This window comes from Vibrio sp. SBT000027 (assembly GCF_963894355.1).
In the GTDB taxonomy this organism is placed as follows: Bacteria; Pseudomonadota; Gammaproteobacteria; order Enterobacterales; family Vibrionaceae; genus Vibrio; species Vibrio splendidus.
Genome location: NZ_CAWQGD010000001.1, coordinates 737,465 through 764,244 on the forward strand (window position 1 = coordinate 737,465; position 26,780 = coordinate 764,244).

Here is a 26,780-nt window from a genome sequence, read left to right on the forward strand (position 1 = left end):
ACTCTTTGTTGAGGGAGATTTGCTTAGAATGACTAGGCTACTTCTCCCTCGCCGCGATTAAAACGCTTTTATCTCGAACAAAATTTAACCACGAAAGGTCAACACGCCCTAGCAACATACACACTTTAGTTGGATAATACTGACTCAATAAGACGACGATAAGACAGGGATGTATGGAAATTACGCCGAATGAACGCGATGCAGTATATAAAACGATTTTTTCTCGCCGAGATGTTCGTGGTCAGTTTCTTCCTGATGAGATCCCAGAAGACGTTTTGATGCGTGTACTAACCGCAGCGCACCATGCTCCCAGTGTCGGTTTTATGCAACCTTGGGATTTTGTCGTTGTCCGTGATATCGAAACCAAGCAACAAATCAAAACCGGTTTTAATCAGGCTCATGCCGAATCCGCGGAAATGTTCACCGATGAAAAACAGGCGATGTATAAGCGTCTAAAGCTTGAAGGCATCGTCGAATCACCTATCGGAATCTGCGTGACTTGCGACCGTAATCGAACCGGAAAGGTCGTGTTAGGCAGAACCATCAAGCAAGAGATGGATCTGTACAGCACCGTGTGTGCGGTTCAAAACCTATGGCTCGCAGCAAGAGCCGAAAACCTAGGGTTAGGTTGGGTGAGTATCCTGCATGACTCAACATTGCGAGACGCATTAGATATCCCAGAAAACATCGATATCGTGGCGTACCTGTGTATTGGTTACGTTGATCACTTCAAAGATAAACCAGAACTTGAAACCATGGGCTGGTTACCAAGAAGAGACGTCAATTCAGCGATTCATGAAGGGAAGTGGAATTCAGAGCAAATTAAGTCAAACGAAGAGTGATTGCATCTACCAGCATTAATCTCGATGGCTAGTATCAAGATCTAAAAAAGGGCTCATTGAGCCCTTTTTGATATTTGCTTTAAACCGAGAACTTAAGCGATCTCAATTTTCTCAGCTTGGTTCTGTTCAGCCATTGATATCGCTAGTGCTTCTGCAGCCTTAATACCATCGATACCAGCAGACAAGATGCCGCCAGCATAGCCTGCACCTTCACCTGCAGGGAAGAAGCCCTTTAAGTTGATGCTTTGGAAGTCTTTGCCACGTTTGATACATACAGGAGAAGACGTACGCGTCTCAACGCCTGTTAATAGACCGTCTGGCGTAGAGAAGCCTTTGATCTTCTTCTCGAACGCTGGAATTGCTTCACGAATTGCTTCGATAGCAAAATCAGGCAGTGCTTTTGAAATATCAGTTAGGTGGATACCCGGTGTGAATGATGGTTTTACTTCACCGATTTCACTTGGATCGCGACCTTTTAGGAAGTCACCGATTTTCTGTGCAGGGGCATCGTAGTTCTCGCCACCTAGAACATAAGCGGCACTTTCTAATTCACGCTGTAAACGGATACCTGCTAGTGCATCACCTGGGTAATCGCGTTCAGGGTCGATCCCCACAACGATAGCACTGTTTGCGTTACGTTCTGCACGAGAGTATTGGCTCATACCATTGGTTACTACGCGGCCTTCTTCAGAAGTCGCTGCAACCACAGTACCACCCGGACACATACAGAAGCTGTATACAGTGCGGCCATTTTTACAGTGGTGAACGAGTTTGTAGTCCGCAGCACCTAGGATAGGGTTGCCTGCGTTCTTACCGAAGCGAGCTTCATCGATCATCGCTTGTTTGTGTTCGATACGAAAACCAACAGAGAAAGGCTTAGCTTCCATGTAAACGCCACGTTCGTGCAGCATTTCAAACGTATCACGAGCACTGTGGCCAACAGCCAGTACTACGTGACGAGTTTTAATCTCTTCACCGTTAGAAAGCGTTAGGCCAGTGATTTGACCGTCTTCCATATGAACGTCGTCTACGCGAGTGCTGAAACGGATTTCGCCACCTAGCTCAATGATAGAAGCACGCATCTTCTCGATCATGGTAACCAGTTTAAAGGTACCGATGTGTGGCTTACTTACGTATAGAATTTCTTCTGGTGCGCCAGCAGCTACGAATTCTTCGATTACTTTACGGCCGTAGTGCTTTGGATCTTTAACTTGGCTGTATAGCTTACCGTCAGAGAATGTACCTGCGCCACCTTCACCGAACTGTACGTTTGATTCAGTGTTCAGTGTGCGCTTACGCCAGAAACCAAAGGTATCTTTCGTACGTTCACGAACTTCTTTACCACGCTCAACGATGATTGGATTGAAACCCATTTGAGCAAGTACTAGGCCAGCGAACAGACCACAAGGGCCAAAGCCGATAACGACAGGGCGCTCAGTTTGGTTCTCAACCGCTTTAGCCACGAATTTGTACTCCATGTCAGGAGTCACTTTTACGTGTGGATCGCTGATGAATTGTTCTAACAACTCAGCTTCGTTTTCAACGAGAACATCAAGCGTGTAGATAAGTAAGATTTTTGATTTCTTACGAGCATCGTAGCCACGTTTAAAGATATTAAAAGAAAGTACCTGATCAGCGTTAATGCCAAGCTTTGCTTCAATAGCGTCTTGAATGGCTGACTCTTCATGGTCTAGTGGGAGTTTAATTTCGGTTAAACGTATCATTTTGATGTCTCGTTTTTATAGGTGTCTTAGCTAGACCGCTTCTAAACGCAGAGTTTGATGAAAACGCTGATGTTGAAAGAAGCGATAAGCTCACAATGGCGCGCATTTTACGAGAAATTGATTTATCTGTCATACTAATTTGGAAACATGGAGCAAATAGACACGATATTAGAGTCGTATGATGTTGAATTTTGCCTTGGGATGAGTATTATCCCCCATTCTTCAATTTTGACTAACTTATAGAGCAGAGCATCATGGCATTTGTCGTAGGCGATAACTGTATTCAATGTAAATACACAGACTGTGTGGCGGTATGCCCCGCAGATGCGTTCCATGAAGGCCCGAATTTCATGGTAATCAACCCAATCGAATGCATTGATTGTGGTTTATGTGTACCTGAATGTGATGCTCAAGCGATCTTCCAAGAAGATGAACTGCCAGAAGATCAAAAGATCTTTATTGAAGTGAATGCCGAGCTTGCCGAGATCTGGCCAGTGCAAACGGAAGTAAAAGCACCGATGGATGAAGCTGAAAAGTGGAATGGTGTGTCTGATAAGTTGGCAATGTTAGAAAAGTAATTCTGTTACTTGAAATAAACCTTCCCCAAAAAAAGATCCCCAACTCAGTCGTCCCTCCTTCTTGAGGATGACGGCTGATGATTCAGTTAATTATTGACCTACTTGCCACGTTATATTTCAAAATCTACTTGATGCTTTGTGCCGTGAGAGCTGGTGGTTGGTTTTGTCTCTATCTCTAAGTTACGTCATTCCCTACAGCGAGGGACGAGCAAGATAGGGAATCTTGCTCTTCATATCCGCGAGTTCTATTTCGTAGTTTACTCTTGAATCGATTAACTATGCTGACGACGCATATTGTCGAGAATAATACCTGTCGCCATTGCTACATTCAGAGACTCTGCGCCACCGAATGCAGGAATCGTAATCTTATCCGTTACGTATTTAGCCGCATGTTCACGAATGCCGTGAGACTCGCTGCCCATTAGCAAAATGCCATTGGCAGTAAATTCTGTCTTATGAACACTTTCGCCTTCTAAGAACGCGCCGTAAACCGGTAGGTTCGCTTGTTCTAAATAAGCCGGTAAGTCTGTTTGGCTTACGTGTACTCGGCCAAAGCTACCCATAGTTGCACTGATGGTCTTAGGGTTGTATGGGTCTGCACAATCGCTGCTCGCAACGATATGCTTAATGCCATACCAGTCTGCTACACGAATAATCGTACCTAGGTTGCCCGGGTCTGAAACGCCATCTAGTGCAATCATCAGCCCAGTTGCTTCTGGCAGTTCAAATGTTGGGATCTCAACGACAGCAATCGCCGCATTGTTACTCACCAAAGTACTCGCTTTGGTGAGGTCATCTAGTGAAGCTTCAACACAATCAAACTCAAACAGTGAAGCGTGATTTTCAGATAAAAAATCAGCGGTAGCAAAGACGTTCTTCACGACTAAGTCACTATTGAACAGCTCAAGAACGTTCTTTTCACCTTGAACTAGAAACAAGCCGTGGGCTTTACGTTGTTTCTTTTGGCCCAAAGCACGAAGGAGTTTTAATTGGTTTTTTGAAATCATGTTTTTATCCTAGATATAAGCCCGCGCATTATAGAACAAAGGTTGGAGAACCAAAAGCGTGATAGCTCAATGCGATCCACATAAAAAGCAAAAGCAACTCACTTAAAAAAGAAAAGCGCACTAAATAGCGCGCTCTTATGGGATTTAATTATTTAAGACTAAGCTGAACAAGCTAGACGAACTGAGAAGGCTGGGTGAACTGCAGCTTAATATGGAACAGGGTAGCGCTTAAACACTGTGTTGATATCGGTAAGAATCTCTTCTGATAATGGCTTACTGAAAGCAGCCACGTTCTCTTTTAGCTGCTCCATCGTGGTCGCCCCAATGATGGATGAGGTAACACCATCGACTTGATTACACCATGCCAATGCTAATTGGCTCGGAGTAAATCCATGAGTGTTCGCGACTTCTGCATATCCTTTTACCGCTTCATTGGCAGATTCGGTGTCGCGGAAAATGCCCTTACGCTGCATGTATGTCCAGCGGCTGCCTTCCGGTCTTGCACCATCAATGTATTTTCCACTAAGCATTCCTCCAGATAACGGTGACCAAGGCAGGTAAGCGACATCTTCATGCACACAGTTCTCAATCAGATACGGCCAGTCTTTTGCGTGAAGTAGGCTGAATTCATTCTGAATCGAGACCATGCGTGGCAAATCGTGTTTTTCGCTCAGCTTGAGATAGGTGTTGATACCCCAAGTGGTGTCATCAGACAAACCAACATGACGGATTTTGCCTGCTTTAATGCAGCTCGCTAGGGCTTGAAGGATCTCCAACATTTCCCCTTCATGCTGCATCCGGTCGATATCACTGAAGCGAATTTGATTTGGGAACTGTTTTCCAAAGTGAGGTGTATTTCGATTTGGCCAATGCAGTTGATATAGGTCGATATAATCAGTCTGTAGACGCTTTAATGACGCATCAACCGCTTCGAATACTGCTTCACCCGTTATCGGACCACCATCTCGAACCCAAGGAAGGCCTGGGCCTGCAATCTTACTCGCTATGATCAGTTCTTGGCGGCGCTGCGGGTGGCGCGATAGCCAGTTACCAATGATCGCTTCTGTTTTACCGTAGGTCTCTGGAGAAGGCGGAACCGCGTACATTTCTGCAGTATCTATGAAGTTAATACCTTGGCTTAGTGCGTATTCGATCTGTTGGTCGGCTTGCTGTTGTGTATTTTGCAGTCCCCAAGTCATGCTGCCAAGACAGATGCGGGAAACGGGAATTTGACTACTTCCTAGTTTTGAATATTCCATTGAATTCGGGATTCCTGTGGTTAAGTTCTCTGGTACTCGCATTAGAGTTTTTGAAAAGAGAGCGAGTGAGGAATGAAAACGAATATAAATTATTAGCACAAAATGACACGACAAGGTATGGCTGAGGGAAGTTTAATGAGTCATTTCTCAACGTAGCGAATGAGCTAGCCGCATAGTCGTGGAGCTATAGATATAAAGCAGGGGAGTCACAAAACGTGAATGGGTTCGACGCTTGAATAGGCATCATAGAAAGAGAGAAGAAGAGTCAAAGACAAAAGAGCTCTACATCATAGAGAAGTAGAGCTCTTTTATTAGGGGTTCTATAAATATGTTCTGAGTATTGATTAAGTTACGAGGTCGCGTTGGTGTCAAACCCACCTTGAGATTGCGCCTGTCTTAGAGCTTCCTGCCTTTGAACTTCTTTCTCAGTTAATGCTGGCTGAAGCGTTTCCTCAGAGGCTTGAGGAGATAAAATGAAATATTTATTAATCGTCATAACTGTGTCTCCGTGTAACGTATGACAGATTCTGCATCAAGGATAAAGGGTGATCATCATCCACTTTGTACTTTTTATAGGCTGAGAGTGGAGGGCGTAGAATGCGTACAAAGCGATCTCTTATCATCCGTATGCAATGTTGAACTGACGAAACCCTCTGATTTCAAGTATAGGAAGCTCGTCTAATTTCGCACAATAATGATGTAGAGCAATTACATAGATGGTCAGGGGCGTAAGATGAAAAACCTCGCTACTGACTCTGTGTAGGTAACTCCCTAACAATAAAATACTTACCTATATTAAGTATTAAGTCAGTAAATCAATTACTTAATCCATGGTGAGATGAATTATGGAAAAGCTTGTAGAACGTTTTCTGAATTACGTTACTTTTGATACTAAATCCGATCCTTCTAATCAGCAGTGCCCAAGTTCACCGGGTCAAATAACATTTGCTGAAGCCTTAAAATCAGAATTGATCGCATTAGAATTAACAGATGTCTCTTTAGACGAAAATGGCTATTTGATGGCGAAACTGCCGTCGAATGTCGATTACGATGTGCCTGCCATTGGCTTTGTCGCGCATATGGATACCGCTCCTGATGCTTCCGGTGCGAACGTGAAACCACAGGTGATTAAAGATTATCGAGGTGGAACGATAGAATTAGGTGCAAGCGGTGAATGCTTGAACCCAAGCCAATACCCAGATCTTGATGCCTTGCATGGCCATGACCTCATCACTACCGATGGCACGACTCTGCTTGGGGCTGATAATAAGGCGGGTATCGCTGAAATAATCAGTGCAATTGCTTACCTCAAAGCGAATCCAGAGATCAAACACGGCGATATTTGTATTGGCTTCACGCCAGACGAAGAGATCGGCCGTGGTGCGAACCTGTTTGATGTTAAGAAGTTTGGTGCCGAATGGGCGTATACCATTGATGGTGGCCCGGTAGGGGAGTTGGAATTTGAGAACTTTAATGCCACAAGCGCCGATGTTATCTGTCATGGCGTAAATGTTCACCCAGGTACCGCAAAAGGTAAAATGGTGAACTCGATGAACATCGCGGCGCAATTCCAATTGATGATGCCAATGCAAGAAACACCAGAGTGCACAGAAGGTTATGAAGGTTTCTACCACCTGAAATCGGCGGAAATGGGTGTGGCTCGCTCTGAACTGGGATACATCATCCGTGATTTTGAACGTGAGGGTGTAGAAGCGCGTAAGGTATTCATGCAGCAGAAAGTGGATGAGCTGAATGAGCGTCTTGAGAAAGGCCGTGTTGAGTTGGTGCTAACCGATAGCTACTTCAACATGAAAGAGATGGTTGAACCGCATCAACATATTATTGAATTAGCGAAGCAAGCGATGATCGAGTGCGATGTTGAGCCAATGATCAAACCGATCCGAGGCGGCACAGACGGCGCTCGCTTATCTTTCATGGGCCTACCGTGTCCGAATATCTTCACTGGCGGCTATAACTTCCACGGTATTCATGAGTTCATTACTATTCAAGGCATGGAGCAAGCGGTAAAAGTGATTGTCGAATTGTCTCAGCGTACGGCGACTCATTACCAAAAATAGGATATCAAAGCGTTATATCTCTTTGTATTTTTAAGAGTATTCAATAATACTCTCTTTAAGCATAAGGGAGTACGCGATGAAAAAGTTAGTTTTACTTTGCACCCACTTAGCCGTGGGTGCTTTTGGTTTTGGGCTTGGTGTCTATGCACTACCTATCTTGATTGAGCCTGATTCTCCTTCCTCAAGTTCTGTTGAAGCGATCAGTCAGCAGGCTATCTACACAGGCGAGTTCACTAAAGACCGACAAGACAGTGACTTTTTGCATTGGGGAGAAGGCATCGTCTCGGTTTCTGAAAATGCGATAGCTTTTGAAGGTGAATTGGCACCGGGGCCTGATTACAAAGTTTACCTATCACCTAAATTTATTGAAACCGAGCAGGCATTCAATGACAGCAAGAGCGAATTACTTCGAGTCGGAGATGTGAAAACATTTGATCGGTTTATGGTTGAGCTGCCTGAAGGTACTGATCTTAATCGATTTAATACGGTTGTGATTTGGTGTGAAACTTTTGGTCAATTTATTACTTCTGCCAAGATAAAATGATAGCCTTACCTAAGCTGAATTAATCATGAAAAGGAGCGCTCTATTTTTGAGCGCTTTTTTATAATGCGTTTTTTGGGTTGAGTCAGTCGCTGTAAAGCTCGTCGTTATAAAGCTTAATTGTTGTAATACAAAGGAATACGTAATGGAAAAGTTGTGGCAAGTGATCGATTTCTTACTCGCTAATAAGTTTATTTTTAGTGTGCTGATCATCTGCATTATATTAATTATCCGACGAATCACTCTGTCTCGAATCCGTGGTGATGTCGCTTTTCTCAGTGAAGATCAACGTAACTGGATGTCACGTACCAAGAACGGTACGTTTGCCATTATTATGGTCACTTTATTTGTGCTGTGGAAATCTGAAATCAGCGAATTTGCACTGTCGGTCACCGCCATTGCTGTTGCTATAGTCGTTGCGTCTAAAGAGATCATCTTGTGTTTTACGGGGTCGATTCAACGCGCAAGCTCTCGTTCATTTCGAATTGGTGACTGGATTGAAGTAGGCAAAATAAGCGGTGAGGTGATTGAGCACAACTTGATGGCGACTGTGATTCAGGAAATCGACCTATATCACGGGCAATACCATTTCACAGGTAAGACCGCTACGCTGCCCAATAGCATGTTCTTCACTTATCCGGTCAAGAACCTTAATTTCATGAAGCGCTACGTTTATCATAACTTTTTTGTGACGGTAAAAGACTTCGTCAATCTATACCCGATGGTGCCGGGTCTTATTGTGAAAATTGAAGAGCATTGTGAAGAGTTTATCGATGTCGCGCGCCGTTATAACGGTGTGATCGAAAAACACGCTGGCGTTGACCTTCCGGGATCTGAGCCTCATATCCATATCACGAGCAGTTCGACGGGTGAGCAAGAAGTGCACTTTATGATCTTCTGTCCGACCGAAAAAGCGATTCATCTTGAGCAAGATATTCGTAAAGACTTTATGGAAGCGTACGCAGAGGCCTTTCCAACTAGCGTTTGACCCCAATTAACGCTTAATCCTAACTAACGCTTTATGTTGTTTACGTATTTCATGTTCGAAACGTAAGGCTCTGAAAGTAAAAGAAAGCCGAGAGCGATAAGATCGACTCTCGGCTTTTCTATATCTGAAATTCAGCTTCGATATCAGTCTAGGTCAGCGAGTGGTAGCCAGTCTACTTCCACACCAGCTTGCTCAAACATATCTTGGCTTATCTTGATCTTATCTCCCCAACGAGAAAGGAAGTCTTCACTTTGCTCTGGGCAATGTACCGCTGAAATCCCTGTTTGGATGATTTTTGCTGCACAGTTCGGACAAGGGAAGTGAGTCACCCAAACTTCACAACTGTCTAAATCACGTTTAGCAAACAAGATTGCATTTTCTTCAGCGTGAAGCGTCTTGAGGTACTTCATTTCTCTGTCATCAGTATCCGCACTATCAGACACGCCATGTGGGTAGCCATTAAAACCAACGGAAACAATACGGTTGTGCTTAGTGATTACGGCGCCGACTTGAGTTGAAGGATCTTTACTCCAAGAACCGACCAATTCCGCCATTTGATAGAAACGTTTAGCCCATTTTGAAATCATGAGAATTCCTTAACAATTAAATGTGAATGCTTATCTGTCTGACCATACATTATGTTAGACAATATCCATAGAGAACAAAAGCTGAGAGGTTGATTTACTTAGGAATTGTAACGCGTTTGTAATCACTTTATAAGCACTTGGTTTCAATTAACATATTGATACACTTTGGCTAGTTATAATTGATATTCCTCGGACAATGGTGACGAGTGTGTTACGTAAATTTTATGGTGTTCAAATACTAATAAGTGACGGTATAACCATGCGTAAAAAGTTGATCCTTACGGCTCTTGCAAGCTCTCTTATTCTTGCTGGGTGTGGGCAAGATGCTCAAAATGCCAAGCAAGCGCCTCTACCTCTCGTAGCTGTACAGGATGTTAGCGTTGTTTCTCACCAGCAAAGTAAGTCGTACATCGGTCGTATTGAAGCCGTTGAAGACACGGCTATCACCGCGCAGGTTTCAGGCTATCTACAAAGCCGTCATTTCAATGAAGGCCAAATGGTCGAAAACGGCCAATTGCTTTACTCAATCGAACCATCTTCGTTTGAAGCTGAAGTTGCAAGTGCAAAAGCCTCTGTTGCTCAAGCGAATGCGAACCTTAAAAAAGCCGAACTTGATTTTAACCGTGGTAAAAATCTTCTCCCGAAGGGCAGCATTTCTCAATCGGAATTCGATGCGTTGACGGCAAACTTATTAGGCTCTCAAGCACAACTTGAAGCTAGCCATGCTCAGTTAAACGCAGCCAATGTTCAGCTTTCTCATACCCAAATTACCGCCCCTTTTTCTGGAAGAATCAGCGACACCAAAGTGAGCACTGGTGATCTGGTTTCGCCGTCTTCAGGTGTATTAACTACGTTGGTTAGCCTAGACCCAATTCATGCGTCGTTCAGCATCAGTGAGCGTGAGCGTATTGAGTTAGGGATGGATCGCATTGAAGGCGACGGCAACAGCGACTCTGCTGGGGTTGAAGTTCAGATCATACTTGAGAATGGTGAAGCGTTTGAACACCTAGGTCAGCTTGATTTCTTGGGCAACCGTATCAACCTCAATACAGGCACAATCGCGATGCGTGCGATTGCCGATAACCCGAATCAGCAACTACTTCCGGGTCAACATGTGCGCGTTGATCTACGTGAAAAACAATCTATTGATGTTGTGACTATTCCGCGACGTGCAGTTCAAACCGACCTAGAAGGTGACTTTGTAATGGTACTGGTTGAAGGCGAAGCTGCACCAGTCGCTGAGCGTAGAAATATTGAGATGGGTCGACAAGTTGAAGGTGGGGTGATTGTTCAATCTGGATTAGAGAGAGACGATGCGGTGATCACTCAAGGCCTACAGCGTGTACGTAATGGTATGTCCGTTCGTATTCAAGCTTCTGCTGAACAAGCTGAGTAAGGGGGCTATTTATGTTAAGTCGTTTCTTTATTCAAAGGCCTAAGTTTGCCCTTGTCATATCCATAATATTAACGCTGGCGGGTGCGATCTCTCTCGCTATCTTACCAGTGGCCGAATATCCAAAAATTAGCCCACCATCGGTCAGTGTATCGGCATTCTACACGGGTGCCAGTGCTGAAGTGGTGGAACAGGCGATAGCCGACCCCATAGAGACGTCGGTGAATGGCGTAGAAGATATGATCTATATGTCTTCTAAAAGTGCTAACGACGGTTCATACAATCTTAATGTGACCTTTGATGTCGGTACTGATGCTGATATGGCTCAGGTCAACGTTCAGAACCGAGTCGCCCAAATCGAATCGAAGCTTCCACAAGAAGTTAGAATGGTTGGCGTAACGGTTAAGAAACGTTCACCTGACCTTTTGATGGTATTGAACTTCTACTCTCCAAACGGTGAGTATGATGACCAGTTCCTGATCAACTACGTAAACTTAAACATTAAAGACCAACTGGCACGTGTGTCGGGTATTAGTGAAGTAAACGTGTTGGGCGGCGGTGAGTATTCGATGCGTGTTTGGTTAGACCCTGAGAAAATGGCTAACCTGAACTTAACAACATCTGATGTGTATGGCGCATTGGCTGAACAAAATGTTCAAGTCGCTGCCGGTCGTATTGGTGCTGCACCATACGCCAATCCACAAGAAGTACAGTTCAACTTGGTGACAAAAGGCCGCTTAGAAACGGCTGATGAGTTTGAAAATGTTGTACTTCGTGCAAATCAAGATGGTTCAACCGTTTACTTAAAAGACATTGCACGCGTTGAGTTAGGTAAAAAATTCTACGACGGCAATGGTAAATACCGAGGACAAGACGCTTCAATCGTAACGCTGTCACTTCAGTCAGACGCAAACGCGTTGGAAAGTGGTAAAGCGGTCATGGCGATGCTGGACAATCTAAGTACTAACTTCCCTGAAGGTGTTGCTTACGAGGCGAGTTATGACACCACAGTCTTTGTTGCAGAGTCGATTAAGGGCGTAGTGAAAACGCTGATCGAAGCTATCTTGCTGGTTATCGCGGTTACTTATCTATTCTTGGGTAGTGCGCGTGCAACCTTGATTCCTGTGGTTGCGATTCCGGTGTCATTGATTGGTACCTTTGCCGTCATGCAGATGACAGGATTTACCATCAACACGGTAACCCTGTTTGGTTTGATATTGGCGATTGGTATCGTGGTAGATGATGCGATCTTGGTTATCGAAAACGTCGATACCACTATGGCCAAAGACCCAACGATTTCTCCACGTAAAGCAACGCTTATCGCGATGAAAGAAGTAACGGGTCCTATCGTTACATCAACACTGGTACTTCTTGCCGTGTTTATCCCTGTGGCGATGTTGCCGGGTATTACTGGCATCATGTATCGTCAGTTTGCTCTGACTATTTGTATCGCTGTTGTTATCTCTTCTATTAATGCTCTAACGCTGTCACCAGCATTGTGTTCACTGGTTCTAAAGCAGGGCGGTGGCAACACAGCTCGTTGGTACCAAGCGTTCAACCGTGGCTTAGAGTCTGTTACTAACAAATACGGCCAAATCGCGGGCTTCCTTGTGAAAAAGGGTGTACTACTGTTTACTTTCTTTGTTGTGGCACTAGCAGCAGTTACTTACTTCGCGAAAACGACGTCAACGGCGTTTGTACCTCAAGAAGATAAAGGTATTTTGCTGGTTAACGTGCAGCTTCCTGACGCGGCATCATTATCTCGTACAGAAGATGTGACTGAGCAGTTGCTAGAGATGGTTGAGCAAGAGCCGGGTGTTGATGGTGTAACACTGGTAAACGGCTACGCATTCATGACGGGCGCTTCTGCTTCGAATGGCGCGTCGCTATTTATCAAACTGCATGATTGGGATATGCGTAACGCACTGGATGGTCAACATTCCGCACAAGCTATCTCACAACGTATTAATGGTCGAGCGGCCACTGAACTGCCTCAAGCTATTGTGTTTGCAATGGGACCTCCAGCAGTTCCGGGTATGGGTGCTGCTTCTGGTTTCGAATTTGTTCTAGAAGATACATTAGGTCGTAGTCGTACTGATCTGGCGATGGTAATGAATGACGTGATTGCTGAGGCGAACAAACAGCCTGAGATTTCACATACGTTCAGTACTTTCCGTGCCAACGTTCCTCACTACTATGTCGATATCGACCGTGAGAAAGCACAACAGTTAGGTATTCCGTTGTCGGAAATATTCCAAACTCTGCAAGGTAATCTTGGTTCACTGTACGTGAACGATTTCACCATGTTTGGTAAGAACTTCCGCGTGACCATGCAAGCTGATAGTGAACATCGTAGCAGCATGGATGATCTCCAACGATTCCACGTGCGCTCGTCTAATGGCGAGATGATCCCGCTCAGTACATTAGTGACTTACGACCAGATCTTCGAACCAGATGTGGCATGGCGTTACAACATGTACCGCAGTGCCGTGATTCAAGGCCAACCAGCACCGGGTTACTCAAGTGGTGATGCGATTGCTGCAATGGAACGTGTAGCCGCTGAAGTCTTACCTCAGGGTTATCAGTACGAATGGACAGGCATGGCCTACCAAGAAGTATTGGCAGGCAACCAAGCGATCTTTGCTTTTGCACTGGCTCTGATCTTCATCTACCTGTTTATGGTGGCTCAATACGAGAGTTGGACAATACCGATAGCGATTATCTTAGTGGTACCGGTTGCAACCTTAGGCTCCTTCTTAGCATTGAATCTGACGGGCACACCGCTGAATCTCTATGCGCAAATTGGTTTAGTTCTCTTGATAGCCTTGGCCGCGAAGAACGCAATCTTGATTGTAGAGTTCGCAAAAGTGGAGCGTGAAGAGAAAGACGCATCAATTGAAGATGCGGCAGTGAAGGGCGGTACGCTGCGTTTCCGTGCTGTGAACATGACCTCTTGGTCGTTCATCTTAGGTATCTTCCCGCTTATCTTTGCAGCGGGCGCAGGTCACGTGAGCCAGAACTCGTTGGGTATTTCACTGATCGGCGGTCTGCTATGTGTGTTGTTAGCGGGTACTTTCCTAATCCCAGGCTTCTATGCATTCGTGCAACGTAAGCGTGAGAAGGCACACGGTGGCACGACTAAGTTGATTCCACTTGATGACGAATAGGAGACTTAACTCCGGTAAGATTAAGGCCTTGCAAGGCTAATCCCTTGCAGGATTAAATCCTTGTAAAAACTAAGGCTTAGCATTACGCTAAGCCTTTTTTATTCCGCTTGTGAATAAAAACGCTATTTATATAATCAAATGTTCGTTTTGTGATGGAGCTAACACTCTAATTTGGGTTTTGTAATAAAATGATGTTTTATTATTAAGTGCCTGTTTAATATGGAAATAACAGTGTTCAGCTAACGAGTGTATGCTCGAAAACATTTGCACAATAGTGTGAAGTGTTTCAAAATTACATAGTTATATTGAAATTTTTTGTGCATTGAGGTTCTTATGAAAGTCATTGATTTATTTAAACACCGAGGCGATAGCGTGTCTTCGCAACACTCAGAGTTTATGCAATGGATGTCTCCAGCTCTTAGAGATTACTGGGGTGACTTTCTGAATCGTACGCAAAATAGCCATTTCTTTGCTTGGGTTCGTGATCACCACAAACCTGCTGTAAATGAAGATGCACCAGAGATGCCAATAGAACAGCCGCTCGTATTAACGCGAGAAGCACAGCTTGTGTTTGATGAGCTTAATCAGCAGATCGGTGAAGTTATTCATACTGGCGACTGGATCAATGTTAGTCAAGACCGTATCAACCAGTTCGGCCTTGTTACTGAAGATATGCAATGGATCCATACTGAACCTTCTAAGGCTGAAACGGATTCTCCGTTCAAAACAACCATCGCACATGGTTTTTTGACTTTGTCTCTGCTTCCTAGACTGACTGACAGTGTTGATCCTGATAAGTCTCAATTCCCAACAGCGAAGATGGTTGTAAACATTGGTCTTAACCAAGTTCGTTTCCCATATCCTGTAAAATCGGGCAGTAACGTTCGTGCTAAAAGTACGCTAACAAAAGTAACGCCAATTAAGAAAGGCCTAGAGATTGAACGCGAAATTCGCGTAGAAATCGAAGGTATTCGTCGTCCTGGCGCTGTGATCGTTTCAGTGATCCAACTTCACTTCTAGAGCTTTTTATAAGTGGAACTGCTTTTAAGCGAAGATTATAGATTCAAAAAAAGAGAGAGCTTAAGGCTCTCTCTTTTTGTTTGTGTCGTATCAAATCGACATCTCTAGCGTTGGTAACAACACCACGAAAAGCCTTTGCTGACTTAATGTGTATGTCGCTATTTAGTACTTGTGTAACTACTTAATGCGTGTTTTGCTCATTAATACGCGGTTAGTTAGTTTAGACGCAGTAAGCTACTTAATACGCGTGTAGCCGTACTCTTCGATAAGATCTTGCCCTTGCTTTGACTTCACGAACTTGATGAAATCTTTGCTCTCGTCAGAAACTGATTCAGTTTTGTGTAGCAACAAGAATGGGCGAGCCAATTCATAGCTGTGGTTAGCAATGTTCTTAGATGTTGGCTCTACGCCTTCAAATGTAATGGCCTTAATCGAACGGTCGATCGAACCTACAGAGATAAATCCAATCGCGTGTGGGTTATGGTTAACAATCGTTTTAACCATGCTGTTGCTGTTTACAACCAAGTTATTTGGGTTGATGTCAGAAACCAGACGGTCATTAATTATTTTCGTTAAACCAAGCAAGCTTTCGAAGCTATAGCGTGAACCAGAAGACGCTTCGCGAGTTACAACTGCGATAGGCTGATCCGCACCACCCACGGCTTTCCAGTTCGTAATTTTGCCTTTGTAGATATCGAATAGCTGCTCACGTGTAACGTTGCTTACAGCGTTTGAGCGGTTAGTTACGACAGCTAGGCCGTCAAAGGCAATTGGAAACACCTTCAACTTCTCGTCCTGTTCGCGGTCGGTTAAATAACGCGAGCTCATACCGATATCAGAGACACCTTTGTTAACCATGGTAATACCCGCTGTAGAACCGATGCCCTGAACCGCAATATAGTTATCAGGGTGAGTCTTGTTATACTCCTCAGCTAATACATCCATCACTCGTGATACTGAAGTGGAGCCCGAAATAGTGGTTTCTTGTGCTAAAGCAGCTTGAGAAGACAGGGCTAAGGATAAAAGAGAGGCAAGCGCGACTCGTAACATAAACAACTCCTAGTTAATAACATTTGTTGGCTATGATAGGTCGGTTATATGACACTTTTGTGAAATTCTATACGGATACGTTATAGCAGTTAATCTGGTGAGTGAAAGACAGTGTGGCTGCCAAAATGGCACTGGTTAATGAAATTTAGACGGCTTTACCCTTTTAGAATGTGTTTACTGAAGAAGGATTCGTTTCTGGGAGCAGGGCGGGTATTTTGTTTGCACTTGTTCGCTAAAATGATCGTTGAGTCCTAAGCTAAGTAGAGGAATTCACTACTTAGAAGTTTCTATGAAGTTACAAGGGGTGTTATGTCCGTTATTCATATAGAACTGAATCGTCTTTTAATTGGAGCTGAGAGGCTCTGTACTTCACGAAATCGTAGTTTACCTGTAGAGCTAGGCAAATCCCTTTATGAAGAGTGTGAGGGTGGTGTGCTGTTTTCTCAGGCGCATTATCTACTCGACTCATCTCATAGTGATTATACCAACGAGATCGCCTGCGTTACCTTTGATGAGTCGTTATCTTTCTGGGTGGTGATGGTGCCACTTGAAGATAATGCGGAAACCGACTCTGTCAATTGGGGACCTTACCCTTACCTTCCTCAATCCAAGGATCTTGATGCTATTTTGGCTGAAATAGAAAAAGACCCTAAATCTTACTTCTGGTCGTGACCATTTTACTTAGGCGTTCGCTGGTGGTTTGATACCAAAAACGAACGACCTTCGTAAATTCCCACCAACACATTTCAGATTTTTACTTTTACCTGCACCTGCACTTTCTAAGACTGTTCAACCAATAAGACAGTGCAGCCAATAAGATTGTGCAACTAATAAGACTGTGCAACCAAAGAGCGGAAGTCTTTTGGAGTCTTGCCATGATAGGTTTTAAAGGCTGTACTGAAGTGTGCCGCGCTTTTAAATCCAGATTCATAAGCGATTTGAGTAATAGATTTATTCGATGTTCTGAGCTGTGTCGCTGCGTGGGCGATTCGCTTTATCTTTAATAGATTTGAAAAGGAAAGGTCTTCAGCCGATAAACGGCGTTTAAGTGTGGCTGGTGACATCCCCATATAGCTGGCTAGGGTATCGAGTGAGATATTATTCTCAATGTTCTGTTCAATATAATGAATGACCTTTTGCGTCACGGTTAACCTTGACGCTCGGGCAATAATAACTAACAGAGCAGGGTGCTGCTCCACCATTAGAGAAAGTAAACCTAAACCTAATTGAGTGAGTGCGTAGTCATTCTGAGTCGATGAATGAACGAGCGACATGATGAGTTCTTTCAATTGGCAGATTTCGGTATCAGTTTGATTAAACTTAATGTATTTATCTGGGACTCGAGTGGGTTCTAGGTCGCTAAACTGATTAATGAATTTCTGAAAAATAGCTAAATCAAAATCTACACAGGTTGCGCTGAATTCGCCATTCTCAGTGTCAACGGTGATGTCTTTAATCTGACCAGAATTGTAAAGAGTAAAATCTCCGGCTTGCAATGAGGCTTCAGTCCCATCAGGTAGCACGAAAGAAATACTGCCTTTAGAAACGATGAAAATACCGTTTTTAGAGGCGGGGTAACGTTCCCGTTTCCTGGGAATGAAATTTCTGAATTGAGTAACTGTGATTGATGACATAGTGTGCTTCTTTAACGTTGTAAACTGATTGCTTATTGATTATTTTTTTTAAGTATTGTTTAAGCATGAGACATTTACAAAAAAGGCGCTAATAATTAGCGCCTTTAGAAGTGAACCTTTGAAGCTTTTGACCTTGAAAGCCTTAACCTTGCAAGCTTTGACCTTGAAAGCCGTAACCTTGAAAGCCGTAACCGTTAAAGTTCTTAAGCTTCGGTTTCGTTTGTCGTTTCAGGCTCGCTAGGCAAGTCCGCAAATACTTGAGTAGGTTTTGCTACTAAGTTACGGTTTTCCTGATTAACTTCGAAGAGAACTACTTCTAAAACGTCTCCCAGTTTGTATACCATTTCTTTATCGATAGATACAGTACCCATATCACCGTTGCACTCTATTCTCTCTTTATTATCAATAATGAGAGAACCAGGGATAAATGCAGCTGCACCATTCTCAAGCAGACGCACACGCATACCAGCACGGTTAATGTCGAAGATCTCTGCTTGGAAGCGAGTCTCTTCTACAGGAGCGTTTGCTAGAGTACGAGCGTACAACCAATCGCCAACATTGCGCTCAGCCATACCGTGGTGACGGCGGTGCAGGGCAAGTTCATCACCAATAGTTTCGTCTGGTGTTTGAATTGGCGCTTTACCTAAGATGTGTGCTTTAAGCATACGGTGGTTAATCATGTCACCGTATTTACGAATTGGAGAAGTCCACGTCGCGTAAATGTCTAAACCCATTGCGTAGTGTGGCGCAGGTTCATTGCTGATCTCGCTGTACGCTTGGAATTTACGAATACGGTTGTCGTAGTAGCTGTTGTCTAGAGAGCCTAACCAACGGCGCAGAGTTGCGAAGCCCTCTAGAGAAACGATCTGCTCTTCTGTAAATGGTGTTTCGGCTTCTGGATTAACCAGTTCTAGAACGTCTGCTACTTTCTCAGCTTTAAATCCAGAGTGACAGTTAAAGACACCTTGGTTAAAGCTTTCTTTTAATACTCGACCTGCACAGATGTTCGCGCTGATCATAGACTCTTCGACCAACTTGTTTGCAGTGCGACGCATGTCTGCGTGGATAGCGACAACATCGTTATCTTCGCTAAGCTCAAAGCGGTAGTCAGGGCGATCTGGGAATACAACAGCGTTTGTTGAGCGCCATGCTGAACGTGCTTGTGCAAATTGGTGAAGGTCAGAAACAATCGCAGCGATCTCTTCTGATGGTTGCCATTTGTCTGATGCACCGGTTTCTAACCAGTCTGATACGTGGTCGTAAGCAAGACGAGCATGAGATTTGATGCTCGCAGCGAAGAAGTTAATGTCATCACCGATAACACCTTCTTTAGATACTGTTACTGTGCAGCAAAGTGCCGGGCGAACTTCGTTCTCTATTAGTGAACATAAGTTGTCAGCTAGATCACGAGGTAACATAGGGATGTTACGACCTGGAAGGTAAATAGTGAAACCGCGCTCACGAGCCACTTTATCCATCGCATCATCTGGAGAGATGTAAGCGGTAGGATCAGCAATCGCAATAGTTAGCTCAAAATCACCGTTCTCTTTCTTCTTAGCGTAAAGCGCATCGTCCATATCTTTTGTGCTTTCGCCATCGATAGTCACAAAAGGGACGTGAGTCATGTCGATACGTTCAAGATCAGCGTCGTCTTTGATCTGCCAGTCGTCAATGCCTTCAGGTTCGCTGTTAGGTAGGTCGTTTTGTGCCAGCGTTACCCACCAAGGTGCGATCTTGTCATCAGCATCTGTGATTTTCTCAGAGATTTGAGCCAAGAATCCGTTGTCACCTTTTAACGGGTGTTGAACGATATGAGCAACAACCCAGTCGCCTTCTTTTAGCGTTTCAGGGTTTAGACCCTTCTTTGCTTTCGCTTTAAGTTGCAGCTTTTTCAGTTGCGGGTGATCAGGAACTACGTTCAAACGACCTTTAAACAACTTCACTCGAGCAATAAAACGAGTAAGACCCTGTTCAATCAATTCCTCAGGCTCTGCTACTTCGCGATCTTTCTCGGTGCGAATGATGGCAATAACTTTGTCACCGTGCACACATTTCTTCATGTATGGCGGTGGGATAAAGAAACTGGTCTTGTTATCGACTTCGAGAAAACCAAACCCTTTTTCAGTGGCTTTGATTGTACCTTCCTTTTTAGGGAGGGTTTCTTGGATTTGCTGTTTGAGTTGAGCGAGTAGAGGATTATCTTGAAACATTTTGACTTTTATCTATCGAGGACAATTGAGCACACTATAATCATTGCGAGGCTTGATTACTACTTAAAGGCGAAGTGAGCGTTAATTAATTGCCCTCTTATTTAACTAGGTCAATTTGCTAGAAGATGGGTGCTGTGACGAGATATTCATCAAGTTTTGACGATATGATAACCAGTATTGATGTAAAAGCGAAAAATATGTGATGTATTTCAATTTTTTCTGGATTTTTTTATGCATTTAGGGAATAATCCGCCTCCCTTAGACGTCCCTAATGGCTTGAAGTGTTTTATTACTGCTTCGTAACTCTGAATGGAATCAGTATCTGATTGGATCAGTATTGGAATTGATAGAGCTCCCGGGACCTTTTGTTTACTTATATATAGTGGGATCCCAATGTCCGAATCTGTAATTCAATTTAATGAATTAGCCCTTAACGATAACATTCTTTCAGCTCTTGATAGCATGGGTTTCGTTTCTCCGACTCCAATCCAAGCAGCAGCTATTCCTCTTCTTCTTGAAGGCCGTGACGCACTAGGTAAAGCACAGACTGGTACTGGTAAAACAGCAGCATTCTCTCTGCCTTTACTTAACAAAATCAACCTGAACCAACACAAACCACAAGCAATCATCATGGCTCCTACTCGTGAGCTAGCGATTCAAGTTGCTGCGGAAATCAAAAACTTAGGTCGTGACATCAACGGTCTTAAAGTTCTTGAAATCTACGGTGGTGCTTCAATTGTTGACCAAATGCGTGCTCTAAGCCGCGGTGCTCACATTGTTGTTGGTACTCCAGGTCGTGTTAAAGACTTACTAACTCGTGACCGTCTACACCTAGATGAAGCGCATACATTTGTTCTTGATGAAGCAGATGAAATGCTGAAAATGGGCTTTGTAGATGACGTTACTTGGATTCTTGAGCAAGCTCCAGAAACTGCACAACGCGTACTTTTCTCTGCAACTATGCCTCCAATGGTTAAGACTATTGTTGACCGTTACCTACGTAACCCTGCACGAGTTGACGTTGCTGGTACTAACCACACAGTTGACAAAGTAGCGCAGAATTACTGGGTTGTTAAAGGCGTAGAAAAAGACGAAGCAATGTCTCGTCTTCTAGAAACTGAAGAAACTGACGCGTCAATCGTATTCGTACGTACTCGTCAAGACACTGAGCGTCTAGCTGATTGGCTATCTGCACGTGGCTTCAAAGCTGCTGCATTGCACGGTGATATTCCTCAGTCTCTACGTGAGCGCACTGTTGATCACATCAAACAAGGTGTTATCGATATCCTAGTTGCAACTGACGTTGTAGCACGTGGTCTTGATGTTCCACGTATCACTCACGTATTTAACTACGACATCCCATTCGATGTTGAATCTTACATCCACCGTATTGGCCGTACTGGCCGTGCTGGACGTAAAGGTAAAGCGATCCTACTAGTTCGTACTAACCAAATCCGTATGCTTCGCACAATCGAGCGTGTAACTAAGTCTCAAATGGAAGAAATCCAACTTCCACAACGTGACGAAGTTGCTGCTGCACGTGTTGCTAAGCTTGGTGCTGAGCTTGAAACTGAGAAAGAGAGCAAAGCTCTAGAAAACTTCGCAGGTTTAATCTCTACATTACAAGAATCTCTAGAAGTTGATGCTGCTACTCTAGCTGCAATGCTTCTTAAGCGTCAGCAAGGTAAGAGCCCACTATTCTACGTTGGCGAAGACCCAATGATCGCTGCTATTGAGCGTGATAAGAACCGTCGCAAAGAGCGTCGTGAAGATCGTGACAATGGCCGTGACGGTGGTGGTCGTAACTTCAATACTCAAGATTGGGATACGTACCAACTACAAGTTGGCCGTGAGCAAGGCGTTCAGGTTAAAGACATCGTTGGCGCACTAGCAAACGAACTAGGCCTAACTAAAGGTTCTATCGGTGCTATCAAGCTAGACCAAGGTTCTACTTACGTTCAACTGCCAAAAGCAATGAACTCTGAAACTGCTGGTAAGCTAAGCAAACTTCGCATTCGTCAAAAAGAAGCTGGCGCTGTAGTTGTTGATTTCAACGACTTCCGTGAGCCTCGTCGTGGCGGCGGCGGTCGTGATGGCAACCGTGGCGGTCGTGATGGCGGTCGTGGCGGTCGTGATGGCGGCGGCTACCGTGGTAACCGTGAAGGCGGTAATCGCGAAGGTGGTAACCGTGAAGGTGGCAATGGCGGTCGTGGTGGCTACCGTGGCAACCGTGACGGCGCACGTGATGGTAACTCTGCTGGTGGTCGTGATGGCGAACGTCGCTTTGACCGTAACCGTGGTGGTGATCACCGTGGTAACCACCGTGGCGAACGTGGCCATGGCAACGCAGCAGCTGGTAATGGCGGCAACCGCGGTCGTCGTCCAGAGCGCAGCGAAGGTTAATCAACCTTTAGTTTAAGTTGAAGCTTACAAGCAAAGTGCTTATAGACGAATAGCTTAAACATTGACTTTAAAAGCCGAGCATTATGCTCGGCTTTTTTGTGCCTGCTATTTTATTCTTCACGCCTGTAGCACGTTCTAAGCCCTGTTTAAGATAGCGCCTCGCATCATAAGGCTGCAACAGTGAGATGTGCGTAAAGCGCCGTGTAGCGTGTTTAGTCTGGATGTATGGGAGTCGAGCGATGTATAGCAAAAGAAGTGCACAGCTATAATGAAAAATGAAATGGATTTTGAAGTAAGAGCTGCTCAACCTTTCGATCCGAATAGGTGATCTATTTATAGTGCTGAGGCGAAGTTAAACGCCTTAAAGTCTATCAGCGGGTATTGATAACCAACCGCTCTATATTTAAGTGTCGCGCTGTATTTTTTAAGTCGCAGCGTCGAACGCTAGCTTGTTTTTTGGCTTTATGGGCTTAATTTATGAATTGGACTCTTGGATAAGATTTCAATCCGAGATGACTTTGCTCTCAATGTGGTTTGTATGAATCTATCAGTTTCATAAGTGCATTTACTTTATCTAATTCAACTATTTTTTAATTTTCGTTCTCGAAAGAAATGAATTGATGACTAAGATCAACTTATTTGTGTTCATTTGGTGGTTTTTGCAAAACAAAAGTTGAAAGATTCAAAAATTATTGAATAATAGACTTAACTAAAATTGAAGCGCAAACTTCACTAAATTCGTACTGAAACAGGATCCATATCCAATGTCTAATTCGTTTGTTCTGGTTATTAACTCGGGTAGTTCTTCCCTTAAATTTGCTGTCATCGATTCTGTTTCTGGTGACGCAGTATTAAGTGGCTTAGGGGAGTGTTTTGGTCTTGAAGATGCTCGCATGAGCTGGAAGCATCAAGGTCAGAAAACAGAAATTGCTATTCAAGGCGAGGGTAACCACCACAAAATTGCCATTGGCAAATTGGTTGGTCTGATGGAAGACTTAGGCTTCACTGCTGATATCGTGGCAATCGGTCACCGTATCGTTCACGGCGGTGAGAAGTTCACTCAAACCGTTCGTATTACTGAAGAAGTAACGAGTGAGATTGAAAGCCTATCTGACTTAGCTCCACTTCATAACCCAGCAGGTGCTATCGGTATCCGTGCTGCGATTGAAGCTTTCCCTTCTCTACCTCAGTTCGCTGTGTTTGATACTGCTTTCCACCAAACAATGCCACAACGTGCATTTACAGGTGCAATCGCAAAAGAGCTATACACAGACTTTGGCGTTCGTCGTTACGGTTTCCACGGTACGAGCCACTACTTCGTTAGCCGTGAAGCTGCGAAAATGGTCAACAAGCCAGTAGAAGAATCGAGCTTCATCTCTGTTCACCTAGGTAACGGCGCATCTGTATGTGCTATCAAAGACGGTAACAGTGTTGATACTTCAATGGGCTTCACACCGCTTTCTGGTCTTATGATGGGCACACGTTGTGGTGACTTAGACCCAGGTATTATCGAATACCTACTTAAGAAAGGTTGGTCACAAGAGCAAGTATTTAACTCTCTAAACAAGGAGTCTGGCTTCCTTGGCGTGTCTGGTCTTACGAGCGATGCTCGTGGCATCTTAGAAGCAATGGAAGAGGGCCATGAAGGCGCTAAGCTTGCGTTTGAGGTGTTTACTTACCGCGTAGCTAAATACGTCGCTTCTTACCTTGCAACGCTAGACTCTTTAGACGGTATCATCTTCACTGGCGGTATCGGTGAGAACTCTCTACCAATTCGTCGTGAAATCCTAAACAACCTTAAGATTCTTGGTTTTGTTGAAGATGTAGCTGGCAACGAAGCAGCTCGCTTTGGCGCTGAAGGCATCATCGCTAAGTCTGAAATGCTTGGCGCAGTAGCAATGGTTATTCCAACCAATGAAGAATTCGTGATTGCTCAACAGTCGGTAGAACTTCTGTAATCGAAGCAACTGCTTAAGAAACAATTGAAAAGCGAGCCTAAGTGGCTCGCTTTTTTGTGTTTAGTAAAGATGCATCTGAACGCTTTAACAGAGGGAATAGCCCACATGGTCAAACGCTTTTAGAACAGAGTTTCAATTACAACTCACTTGGTACTCTGGAAGAGTTAAGGTTATTTAACCTCTGAGCGGTAGTTTGGATCTGTCCAGCATCGAGGTAATTCTTCACCTGACATAAACACCAGTTCGGACTTTTTAAACATCTCAGGGTCTTGCTGTTCTTCGCCAGCTTGAAACCGACCTTCGATACTGTCCTGAAATAAGTTGGTTAATTTGGTCATTTCAGTTACATCTACGAGGTCACCGCTCTTTTTCTCTTTTAGAAACATTTTTTTACCCTCAGTCTATTCGATCACCCCTAATTATAATTGTTATTTGGAAAATGAGAGTCTTTTCAATTCTGCCACTCCTTGACTAAGCAGACCTCAGAGCTACGCTTATGATCATCGACAACCCAATCGATGAACAACTCATCCTCAACAAATAAATGGAGTCGCGATGTCATCTGCCCACATTGCAAACAATCTCAGTGAACTCATCGGCGATACCGATCTTGTTAGAATCAACAGTCTCTCAGAGATATCAGGTTGTGAGATTCTTATTAAGTGCGAACACCAGAATCCGGGTGGTTCGATTAAAGATAGAGCGGCCCTTCAGTTGGTTATGGATGCAGTAGAAGCCGGTAAGCTTAAGCCGGGAATGACAATCGTCGAAGGCACCGCAGGAAATACGGGGATTGGCCTTGCTCTAGTGGCTAAATCCCTCGGTTATAAAATGTTGGTGGTGATGCCAAAAGGGCAGGCACAAGAGAAAGAGCGCATGATCTCGCTTTATAATGCTGAATTGTTATTGGTCGACCCTTGTCCTTTTGCAAACCCTGAACATTTTTACCACACGGCCAAGCGGATTGGTGTCGAAAATGAGAATTATTGGTGGGCAGATCAGTTCGAAAATCTCAGTAATTATCGAGCGCACTATTTAAATACTGGACCGGAGATCTGGCAGCAAACACAGGGTAATATTGATGCTCTAGTTTCAGTGGTGGGGACTGGTGGAACCATTGCCGGAAACTCACACTATCTATCTGAGCAGCAACCCAATCTCGAAACTTGGTTAGTTGACCCAAATGGGTCTGGCATTTATTCGTTTCTACGTAATGGACACTATCAAGCAACGGGAAGTTCGTTCACGGAAGGCATAGGGATCATGCGGACGGTTGAAAATTTCAGGCAGGCAAAAATCAATCGTGCAATCACACTGCCCGATCAGGATTTGGTGACGATATCCCGCCTTGTTGCGGAACATGACGGTATTCTTCTAGGAAGCAGTTCGTCGTTGAACGTAGCAGGTGCGCTATACGCTGCAGCTAGAATGGGGAAAGGGAAAACCATCGTTACATTCAGCTGTGACCTTGCTGAGCGCTCGTATTCGAAGCTGCACAACGAAGCGTTTCTGAAAGAAAAAGAGATACAGCTTAATAAAGAAAACCTTTCTCAACTATGGGCTCGTTATCAAGCCGAAGATGGCAGCATGGTCGTCAACGTATAGTTGTTTTAAGTTAGTAACAGCCAGTGGTCTGCCAGCTCTTTTGTTAGTGCTAAACATCCGTTAGCGCTAAACGTCCGGTTGGAGCTAAACATATGTTAGCGCCAAATCCGGCACTATTGCTTACTATTAGGGTAGTGAATCACATTATGAAATACGGCATTTCCTTCACTGACATTTTTATAGCCATGGTTCTGGTTAGCATTAAAGCGAACGGCTTGTCCTGCGCGTAACGTATGCCACTCACCATCAAACATCACTTCCATCTCTCCCGAAATGCATAAGATGTGCTCAGTGACACCTGCGTTATGTGGGGCAGATTCATGCTGGTAATCGGGTGCTAGGGTGAGTTCGAATATTTCAAACCCTAGTGCTTCCTCAAAAGGAAACAACAAACTGACGAAAAAACCAATGTTGTATTCCTCATGCCTTAGTTCGTTTGCATCTCTAAATAAACTCGTCAGTTCACTGTTTGGGCTAGCCGCGATAAAGCTCGAAAGTGACACCTCGAACCCAGAAGCTATCTGCCAAAGCTTAGCGACTGTCGGGCTGGATTCTCCACGTTCAATTTGTCCTAGCATTGCTTTACTCACGCCTGTTGCTTTCGCTGTTTTGTCTAAGCTCCAGCCTTTTTCTTGGCGAAGGCGTTTCAAATTAACGCCGACTTTAATTTCTGTTTGCATATTTTCTCTACAAGTTTTTCAAAAATTAGTTGTGCGTTATAGCGCACGGGTGCTAA

The 26,780-nt window shown here is 44.2% G+C and carries 22 protein-coding genes; 12 read left to right on the top strand and 10 right to left on the bottom strand.

All coding sequences use genetic code 11. The features are described 5' to 3' along the window. The first annotated feature begins 173 nt into the window (after nucleotides 1-173). Nucleotides 174-842, top strand: a complete 669-nt coding sequence (gene bluB / locus AACU28_RS03145; RefSeq protein WP_102442519.1) for a 5,6-dimethylbenzimidazole synthase — start codon at nucleotides 174-176, stop codon at nucleotides 840-842. Nucleotides 843-934: 92 nt separating this feature from the next. Here the strand turns inward: bluB and AACU28_RS03150 are convergent, their stop codons facing one another. Further along, complete coding sequence (locus AACU28_RS03150; RefSeq protein ID WP_017077435.1) at nucleotides 935-2,566, bottom strand: NAD(P)/FAD-dependent oxidoreductase; 1,632 nt, start codon at nucleotides 2,564-2,566, stop codon at nucleotides 935-937. A gap of 254 nt (nucleotides 2,567-2,820) precedes the next feature. Here AACU28_RS03150 and fdxA point away from each other — a divergent pair, with 254 nt between their 5' ends. Continuing rightward, nucleotides 2,821-3,144: a ferredoxin FdxA gene (gene fdxA / locus AACU28_RS03155; RefSeq protein WP_004731764.1), complete on the top strand. Its 324-nt coding sequence runs from the start codon at nucleotides 2,821-2,823 to the stop codon at nucleotides 3,142-3,144. 272 nt (nucleotides 3,145-3,416) lie between these two features. Here the strand turns inward: fdxA and AACU28_RS03160 are convergent, their stop codons facing one another. The 3 genes from AACU28_RS03160 to AACU28_RS03170 all read right to left on the bottom strand — a co-directional run bounded on the left by AACU28_RS03160 (nucleotide 3,417) and on the right by AACU28_RS03170 (nucleotide 5,906). Further along, a complete protein-coding gene (locus AACU28_RS03160) occupies nucleotides 3,417-4,151 on the bottom strand; it encodes an RNA methyltransferase (RefSeq protein ID WP_004731761.1) in 735 nt (244 codons plus the stop codon). Between the two features lie 206 nt (nucleotides 4,152-4,357). Continuing rightward, nucleotides 4,358-5,410, bottom strand: coding sequence for an aldo/keto reductase (locus AACU28_RS03165; RefSeq protein ID WP_121602319.1), 1,053 nt, complete (start codon nucleotides 5,408-5,410; stop codon nucleotides 4,358-4,360). A gap of 349 nt (nucleotides 5,411-5,759) precedes the next feature. After that, nucleotides 5,760-5,906, bottom strand: a complete 147-nt coding sequence (locus AACU28_RS03170) for a hypothetical protein (RefSeq protein WP_004731758.1) — start codon at nucleotides 5,904-5,906, stop codon at nucleotides 5,760-5,762. A 349-nt stretch (nucleotides 5,907-6,255) separates the two neighbouring features. Here AACU28_RS03170 and pepT point away from each other — a divergent pair, with 349 nt between their 5' ends. The 3 genes from pepT to AACU28_RS03185 all read left to right on the top strand — a co-directional run bounded on the left by pepT (nucleotide 6,256) and on the right by AACU28_RS03185 (nucleotide 9,017). After that, nucleotides 6,256-7,488, top strand: coding sequence for a peptidase T (gene pepT / locus AACU28_RS03175; RefSeq protein ID WP_121602320.1), 1,233 nt, complete (start codon nucleotides 6,256-6,258; stop codon nucleotides 7,486-7,488). Between the two features lie 76 nt (nucleotides 7,489-7,564). Then, nucleotides 7,565-8,032: a DM13 domain-containing protein gene (locus AACU28_RS03180; RefSeq protein WP_048606009.1), complete on the top strand. Its 468-nt coding sequence runs from the start codon at nucleotides 7,565-7,567 to the stop codon at nucleotides 8,030-8,032. Nucleotides 8,033-8,174: 142 nt separating this feature from the next. Beyond that, nucleotides 8,175-9,017 carry a mechanosensitive ion channel family protein gene (locus AACU28_RS03185; protein ID WP_004731751.1) on the top strand — a complete coding sequence of 281 codons (843 nt, stop codon included), beginning with the start codon at nucleotides 8,175-8,177 and terminating at the stop codon, nucleotides 9,015-9,017. A 143-nt stretch (nucleotides 9,018-9,160) separates the two neighbouring features. Here the strand turns inward: AACU28_RS03185 and AACU28_RS03190 are convergent, their stop codons facing one another. Continuing rightward, nucleotides 9,161-9,604 (bottom strand): dCMP deaminase family protein, encoded by a 444-nt coding sequence (locus tag AACU28_RS03190; protein ID WP_004731749.1) that lies wholly within the window; start codon nucleotides 9,602-9,604, stop codon nucleotides 9,161-9,163. Nucleotides 9,605-9,863: 259 nt separating this feature from the next. On the opposite strand from AACU28_RS03190, the gene AACU28_RS03195 reads away from it, so the two are divergent. The 3 genes from AACU28_RS03195 (at nucleotide 9,864) to AACU28_RS03205 (ending at nucleotide 15,184) form a co-directional block, all read left to right on the top strand. Next, a complete protein-coding gene (locus AACU28_RS03195) occupies nucleotides 9,864-11,000 on the top strand; it encodes an efflux RND transporter periplasmic adaptor subunit (RefSeq protein ID WP_121602321.1) in 1,137 nt (378 codons plus the stop codon). Between the two features lie 11 nt (nucleotides 11,001-11,011). Then, nucleotides 11,012-14,164: an efflux RND transporter permease subunit gene (locus AACU28_RS03200; RefSeq protein WP_004731746.1), complete on the top strand. Its 3,153-nt coding sequence runs from the start codon at nucleotides 11,012-11,014 to the stop codon at nucleotides 14,162-14,164. Nucleotides 14,165-14,497: 333 nt separating this feature from the next. Beyond that, nucleotides 14,498-15,184: a MaoC family dehydratase gene (locus AACU28_RS03205; protein ID WP_004731744.1), complete on the top strand. Its 687-nt coding sequence runs from the start codon at nucleotides 14,498-14,500 to the stop codon at nucleotides 15,182-15,184. 234 nt (nucleotides 15,185-15,418) lie between these two features. Here the strand turns inward: AACU28_RS03205 and AACU28_RS03210 are convergent, their stop codons facing one another. Further along, the gene (locus tag AACU28_RS03210) at nucleotides 15,419-16,234 is read right to left on the bottom strand and encodes a phosphate ABC transporter substrate-binding protein (RefSeq protein WP_017087313.1); all 816 of its coding nucleotides are present in this window, start codon (nucleotides 16,232-16,234) and stop codon (nucleotides 15,419-15,421) included. Nucleotides 16,235-16,543: 309 nt separating this feature from the next. Between AACU28_RS03210 and AACU28_RS03215 the strand changes: the two genes are divergently transcribed. Beyond that, complete coding sequence (locus AACU28_RS03215) at nucleotides 16,544-16,906, top strand: DUF3024 domain-containing protein (protein ID WP_121602322.1); 363 nt, start codon at nucleotides 16,544-16,546, stop codon at nucleotides 16,904-16,906. Between the two features lie 155 nt (nucleotides 16,907-17,061). Here the strand turns inward: AACU28_RS03215 and AACU28_RS03220 are convergent, their stop codons facing one another. Both AACU28_RS03220 and rnb read right to left on the bottom strand, forming a co-directional pair. Beyond that, nucleotides 17,062-17,868, bottom strand: a complete 807-nt coding sequence (locus tag AACU28_RS03220) for a helix-turn-helix domain-containing protein (RefSeq protein WP_004731740.1) — start codon at nucleotides 17,866-17,868, stop codon at nucleotides 17,062-17,064. Between the two features lie 203 nt (nucleotides 17,869-18,071). Next, nucleotides 18,072-20,078 carry an exoribonuclease II gene (gene rnb / locus AACU28_RS03225; RefSeq protein ID WP_121602323.1) on the bottom strand — a complete coding sequence of 669 codons (2,007 nt, stop codon included), beginning with the start codon at nucleotides 20,076-20,078 and terminating at the stop codon, nucleotides 18,072-18,074. Nucleotides 20,079-20,387: 309 nt separating this feature from the next. On the opposite strand from rnb, the gene AACU28_RS03230 reads away from it, so the two are divergent. Beyond that, nucleotides 20,388-22,481, top strand: a complete 2,094-nt coding sequence (locus AACU28_RS03230; protein WP_076674180.1) for a DEAD/DEAH box helicase — start codon at nucleotides 20,388-20,390, stop codon at nucleotides 22,479-22,481. A 764-nt stretch (nucleotides 22,482-23,245) separates the two neighbouring features. After that, nucleotides 23,246-24,439 carry an acetate/propionate family kinase gene (locus AACU28_RS03235; protein ID WP_017077447.1) on the top strand — a complete coding sequence of 398 codons (1,194 nt, stop codon included), beginning with the start codon at nucleotides 23,246-23,248 and terminating at the stop codon, nucleotides 24,437-24,439. A gap of 170 nt (nucleotides 24,440-24,609) precedes the next feature. On the opposite strand, the gene AACU28_RS03240 is transcribed toward AACU28_RS03235, so the two are convergent. After that, nucleotides 24,610-24,825, bottom strand: a complete 216-nt coding sequence (locus AACU28_RS03240; RefSeq protein WP_004731730.1) for a hypothetical protein — start codon at nucleotides 24,823-24,825, stop codon at nucleotides 24,610-24,612. Nucleotides 24,826-24,994: 169 nt separating this feature from the next. Here AACU28_RS03240 and AACU28_RS03245 point away from each other — a divergent pair, with 169 nt between their 5' ends. After that, nucleotides 24,995-26,044, top strand: coding sequence for a cysteine synthase A (locus tag AACU28_RS03245; RefSeq protein ID WP_121602324.1), 1,050 nt, complete (start codon nucleotides 24,995-24,997; stop codon nucleotides 26,042-26,044). Between the two features lie 113 nt (nucleotides 26,045-26,157). On the opposite strand, the gene AACU28_RS03250 is transcribed toward AACU28_RS03245, so the two are convergent. Then, nucleotides 26,158-26,724, bottom strand: a complete 567-nt coding sequence (locus AACU28_RS03250) for a helix-turn-helix domain-containing protein (RefSeq protein ID WP_102454444.1) — start codon at nucleotides 26,722-26,724, stop codon at nucleotides 26,158-26,160. Nucleotides 26,725-26,780: the final 56 nt, after the last annotated feature.

Excerpts from the sequence above, each read along its gene's own strand:
- bluB (WP_102442519.1), top strand. The coding sequence starts at position 174 with ATGGAAATTACGCCGAATGAACGCGATGCAGTATATAAAACGATTTTT.
- AACU28_RS03150 (WP_017077435.1), bottom strand. The coding sequence starts at position 2,566 with ATGATACGTTTAACCGAAATTAAACTCCCACTAGACCATGAAGAGTCA.
- fdxA (WP_004731764.1), top strand. The coding sequence starts at position 2,821 with ATGGCATTTGTCGTAGGCGATAACTGTATTCAATGTAAATACACAGAC.
- AACU28_RS03160 (WP_004731761.1), bottom strand. The coding sequence starts at position 4,151 with ATGATTTCAAAAAACCAATTAAAACTCCTTCGTGCTTTGGGCCAAAAG.
- AACU28_RS03165 (WP_121602319.1), bottom strand. The coding sequence starts at position 5,410 with ATGGAATATTCAAAACTAGGAAGTAGTCAAATTCCCGTTTCCCGCATC.
- AACU28_RS03170 (WP_004731758.1), bottom strand. The coding sequence starts at position 5,906 with ATGACGATTAATAAATATTTCATTTTATCTCCTCAAGCCTCTGAGGAA.
- pepT (WP_121602320.1), top strand. The coding sequence starts at position 6,256 with ATGGAAAAGCTTGTAGAACGTTTTCTGAATTACGTTACTTTTGATACT.
- AACU28_RS03180 (WP_048606009.1), top strand. The coding sequence starts at position 7,565 with ATGAAAAAGTTAGTTTTACTTTGCACCCACTTAGCCGTGGGTGCTTTT.
- AACU28_RS03185 (WP_004731751.1), top strand. The coding sequence starts at position 8,175 with ATGGAAAAGTTGTGGCAAGTGATCGATTTCTTACTCGCTAATAAGTTT.
- AACU28_RS03190 (WP_004731749.1), bottom strand. The coding sequence starts at position 9,604 with ATGATTTCAAAATGGGCTAAACGTTTCTATCAAATGGCGGAATTGGTC.
- AACU28_RS03195 (WP_121602321.1), top strand. The coding sequence starts at position 9,864 with ATGCGTAAAAAGTTGATCCTTACGGCTCTTGCAAGCTCTCTTATTCTT.
- AACU28_RS03200 (WP_004731746.1), top strand. The coding sequence starts at position 11,012 with ATGTTAAGTCGTTTCTTTATTCAAAGGCCTAAGTTTGCCCTTGTCATA.
- AACU28_RS03205 (WP_004731744.1), top strand. The coding sequence starts at position 14,498 with ATGAAAGTCATTGATTTATTTAAACACCGAGGCGATAGCGTGTCTTCG.
- AACU28_RS03210 (WP_017087313.1), bottom strand. The coding sequence starts at position 16,234 with ATGTTACGAGTCGCGCTTGCCTCTCTTTTATCCTTAGCCCTGTCTTCT.
- AACU28_RS03215 (WP_121602322.1), top strand. The coding sequence starts at position 16,544 with ATGTCCGTTATTCATATAGAACTGAATCGTCTTTTAATTGGAGCTGAG.
- AACU28_RS03220 (WP_004731740.1), bottom strand. The coding sequence starts at position 17,868 with ATGTCATCAATCACAGTTACTCAATTCAGAAATTTCATTCCCAGGAAA.
- rnb (WP_121602323.1), bottom strand. The coding sequence starts at position 20,078 with ATGTTTCAAGATAATCCTCTACTCGCTCAACTCAAACAGCAAATCCAA.
- AACU28_RS03230 (WP_076674180.1), top strand. The coding sequence starts at position 20,388 with ATGGAATCAGTATCTGATTGGATCAGTATTGGAATTGATAGAGCTCCC.
- AACU28_RS03235 (WP_017077447.1), top strand. The coding sequence starts at position 23,246 with ATGTCTAATTCGTTTGTTCTGGTTATTAACTCGGGTAGTTCTTCCCTT.
- AACU28_RS03240 (WP_004731730.1), bottom strand. The coding sequence starts at position 24,825 with ATGTTTCTAAAAGAGAAAAAGAGCGGTGACCTCGTAGATGTAACTGAA.
- AACU28_RS03245 (WP_121602324.1), top strand. The coding sequence starts at position 24,995 with ATGTCATCTGCCCACATTGCAAACAATCTCAGTGAACTCATCGGCGAT.
- AACU28_RS03250 (WP_102454444.1), bottom strand. The coding sequence starts at position 26,724 with ATGCAAACAGAAATTAAAGTCGGCGTTAATTTGAAACGCCTTCGCCAA.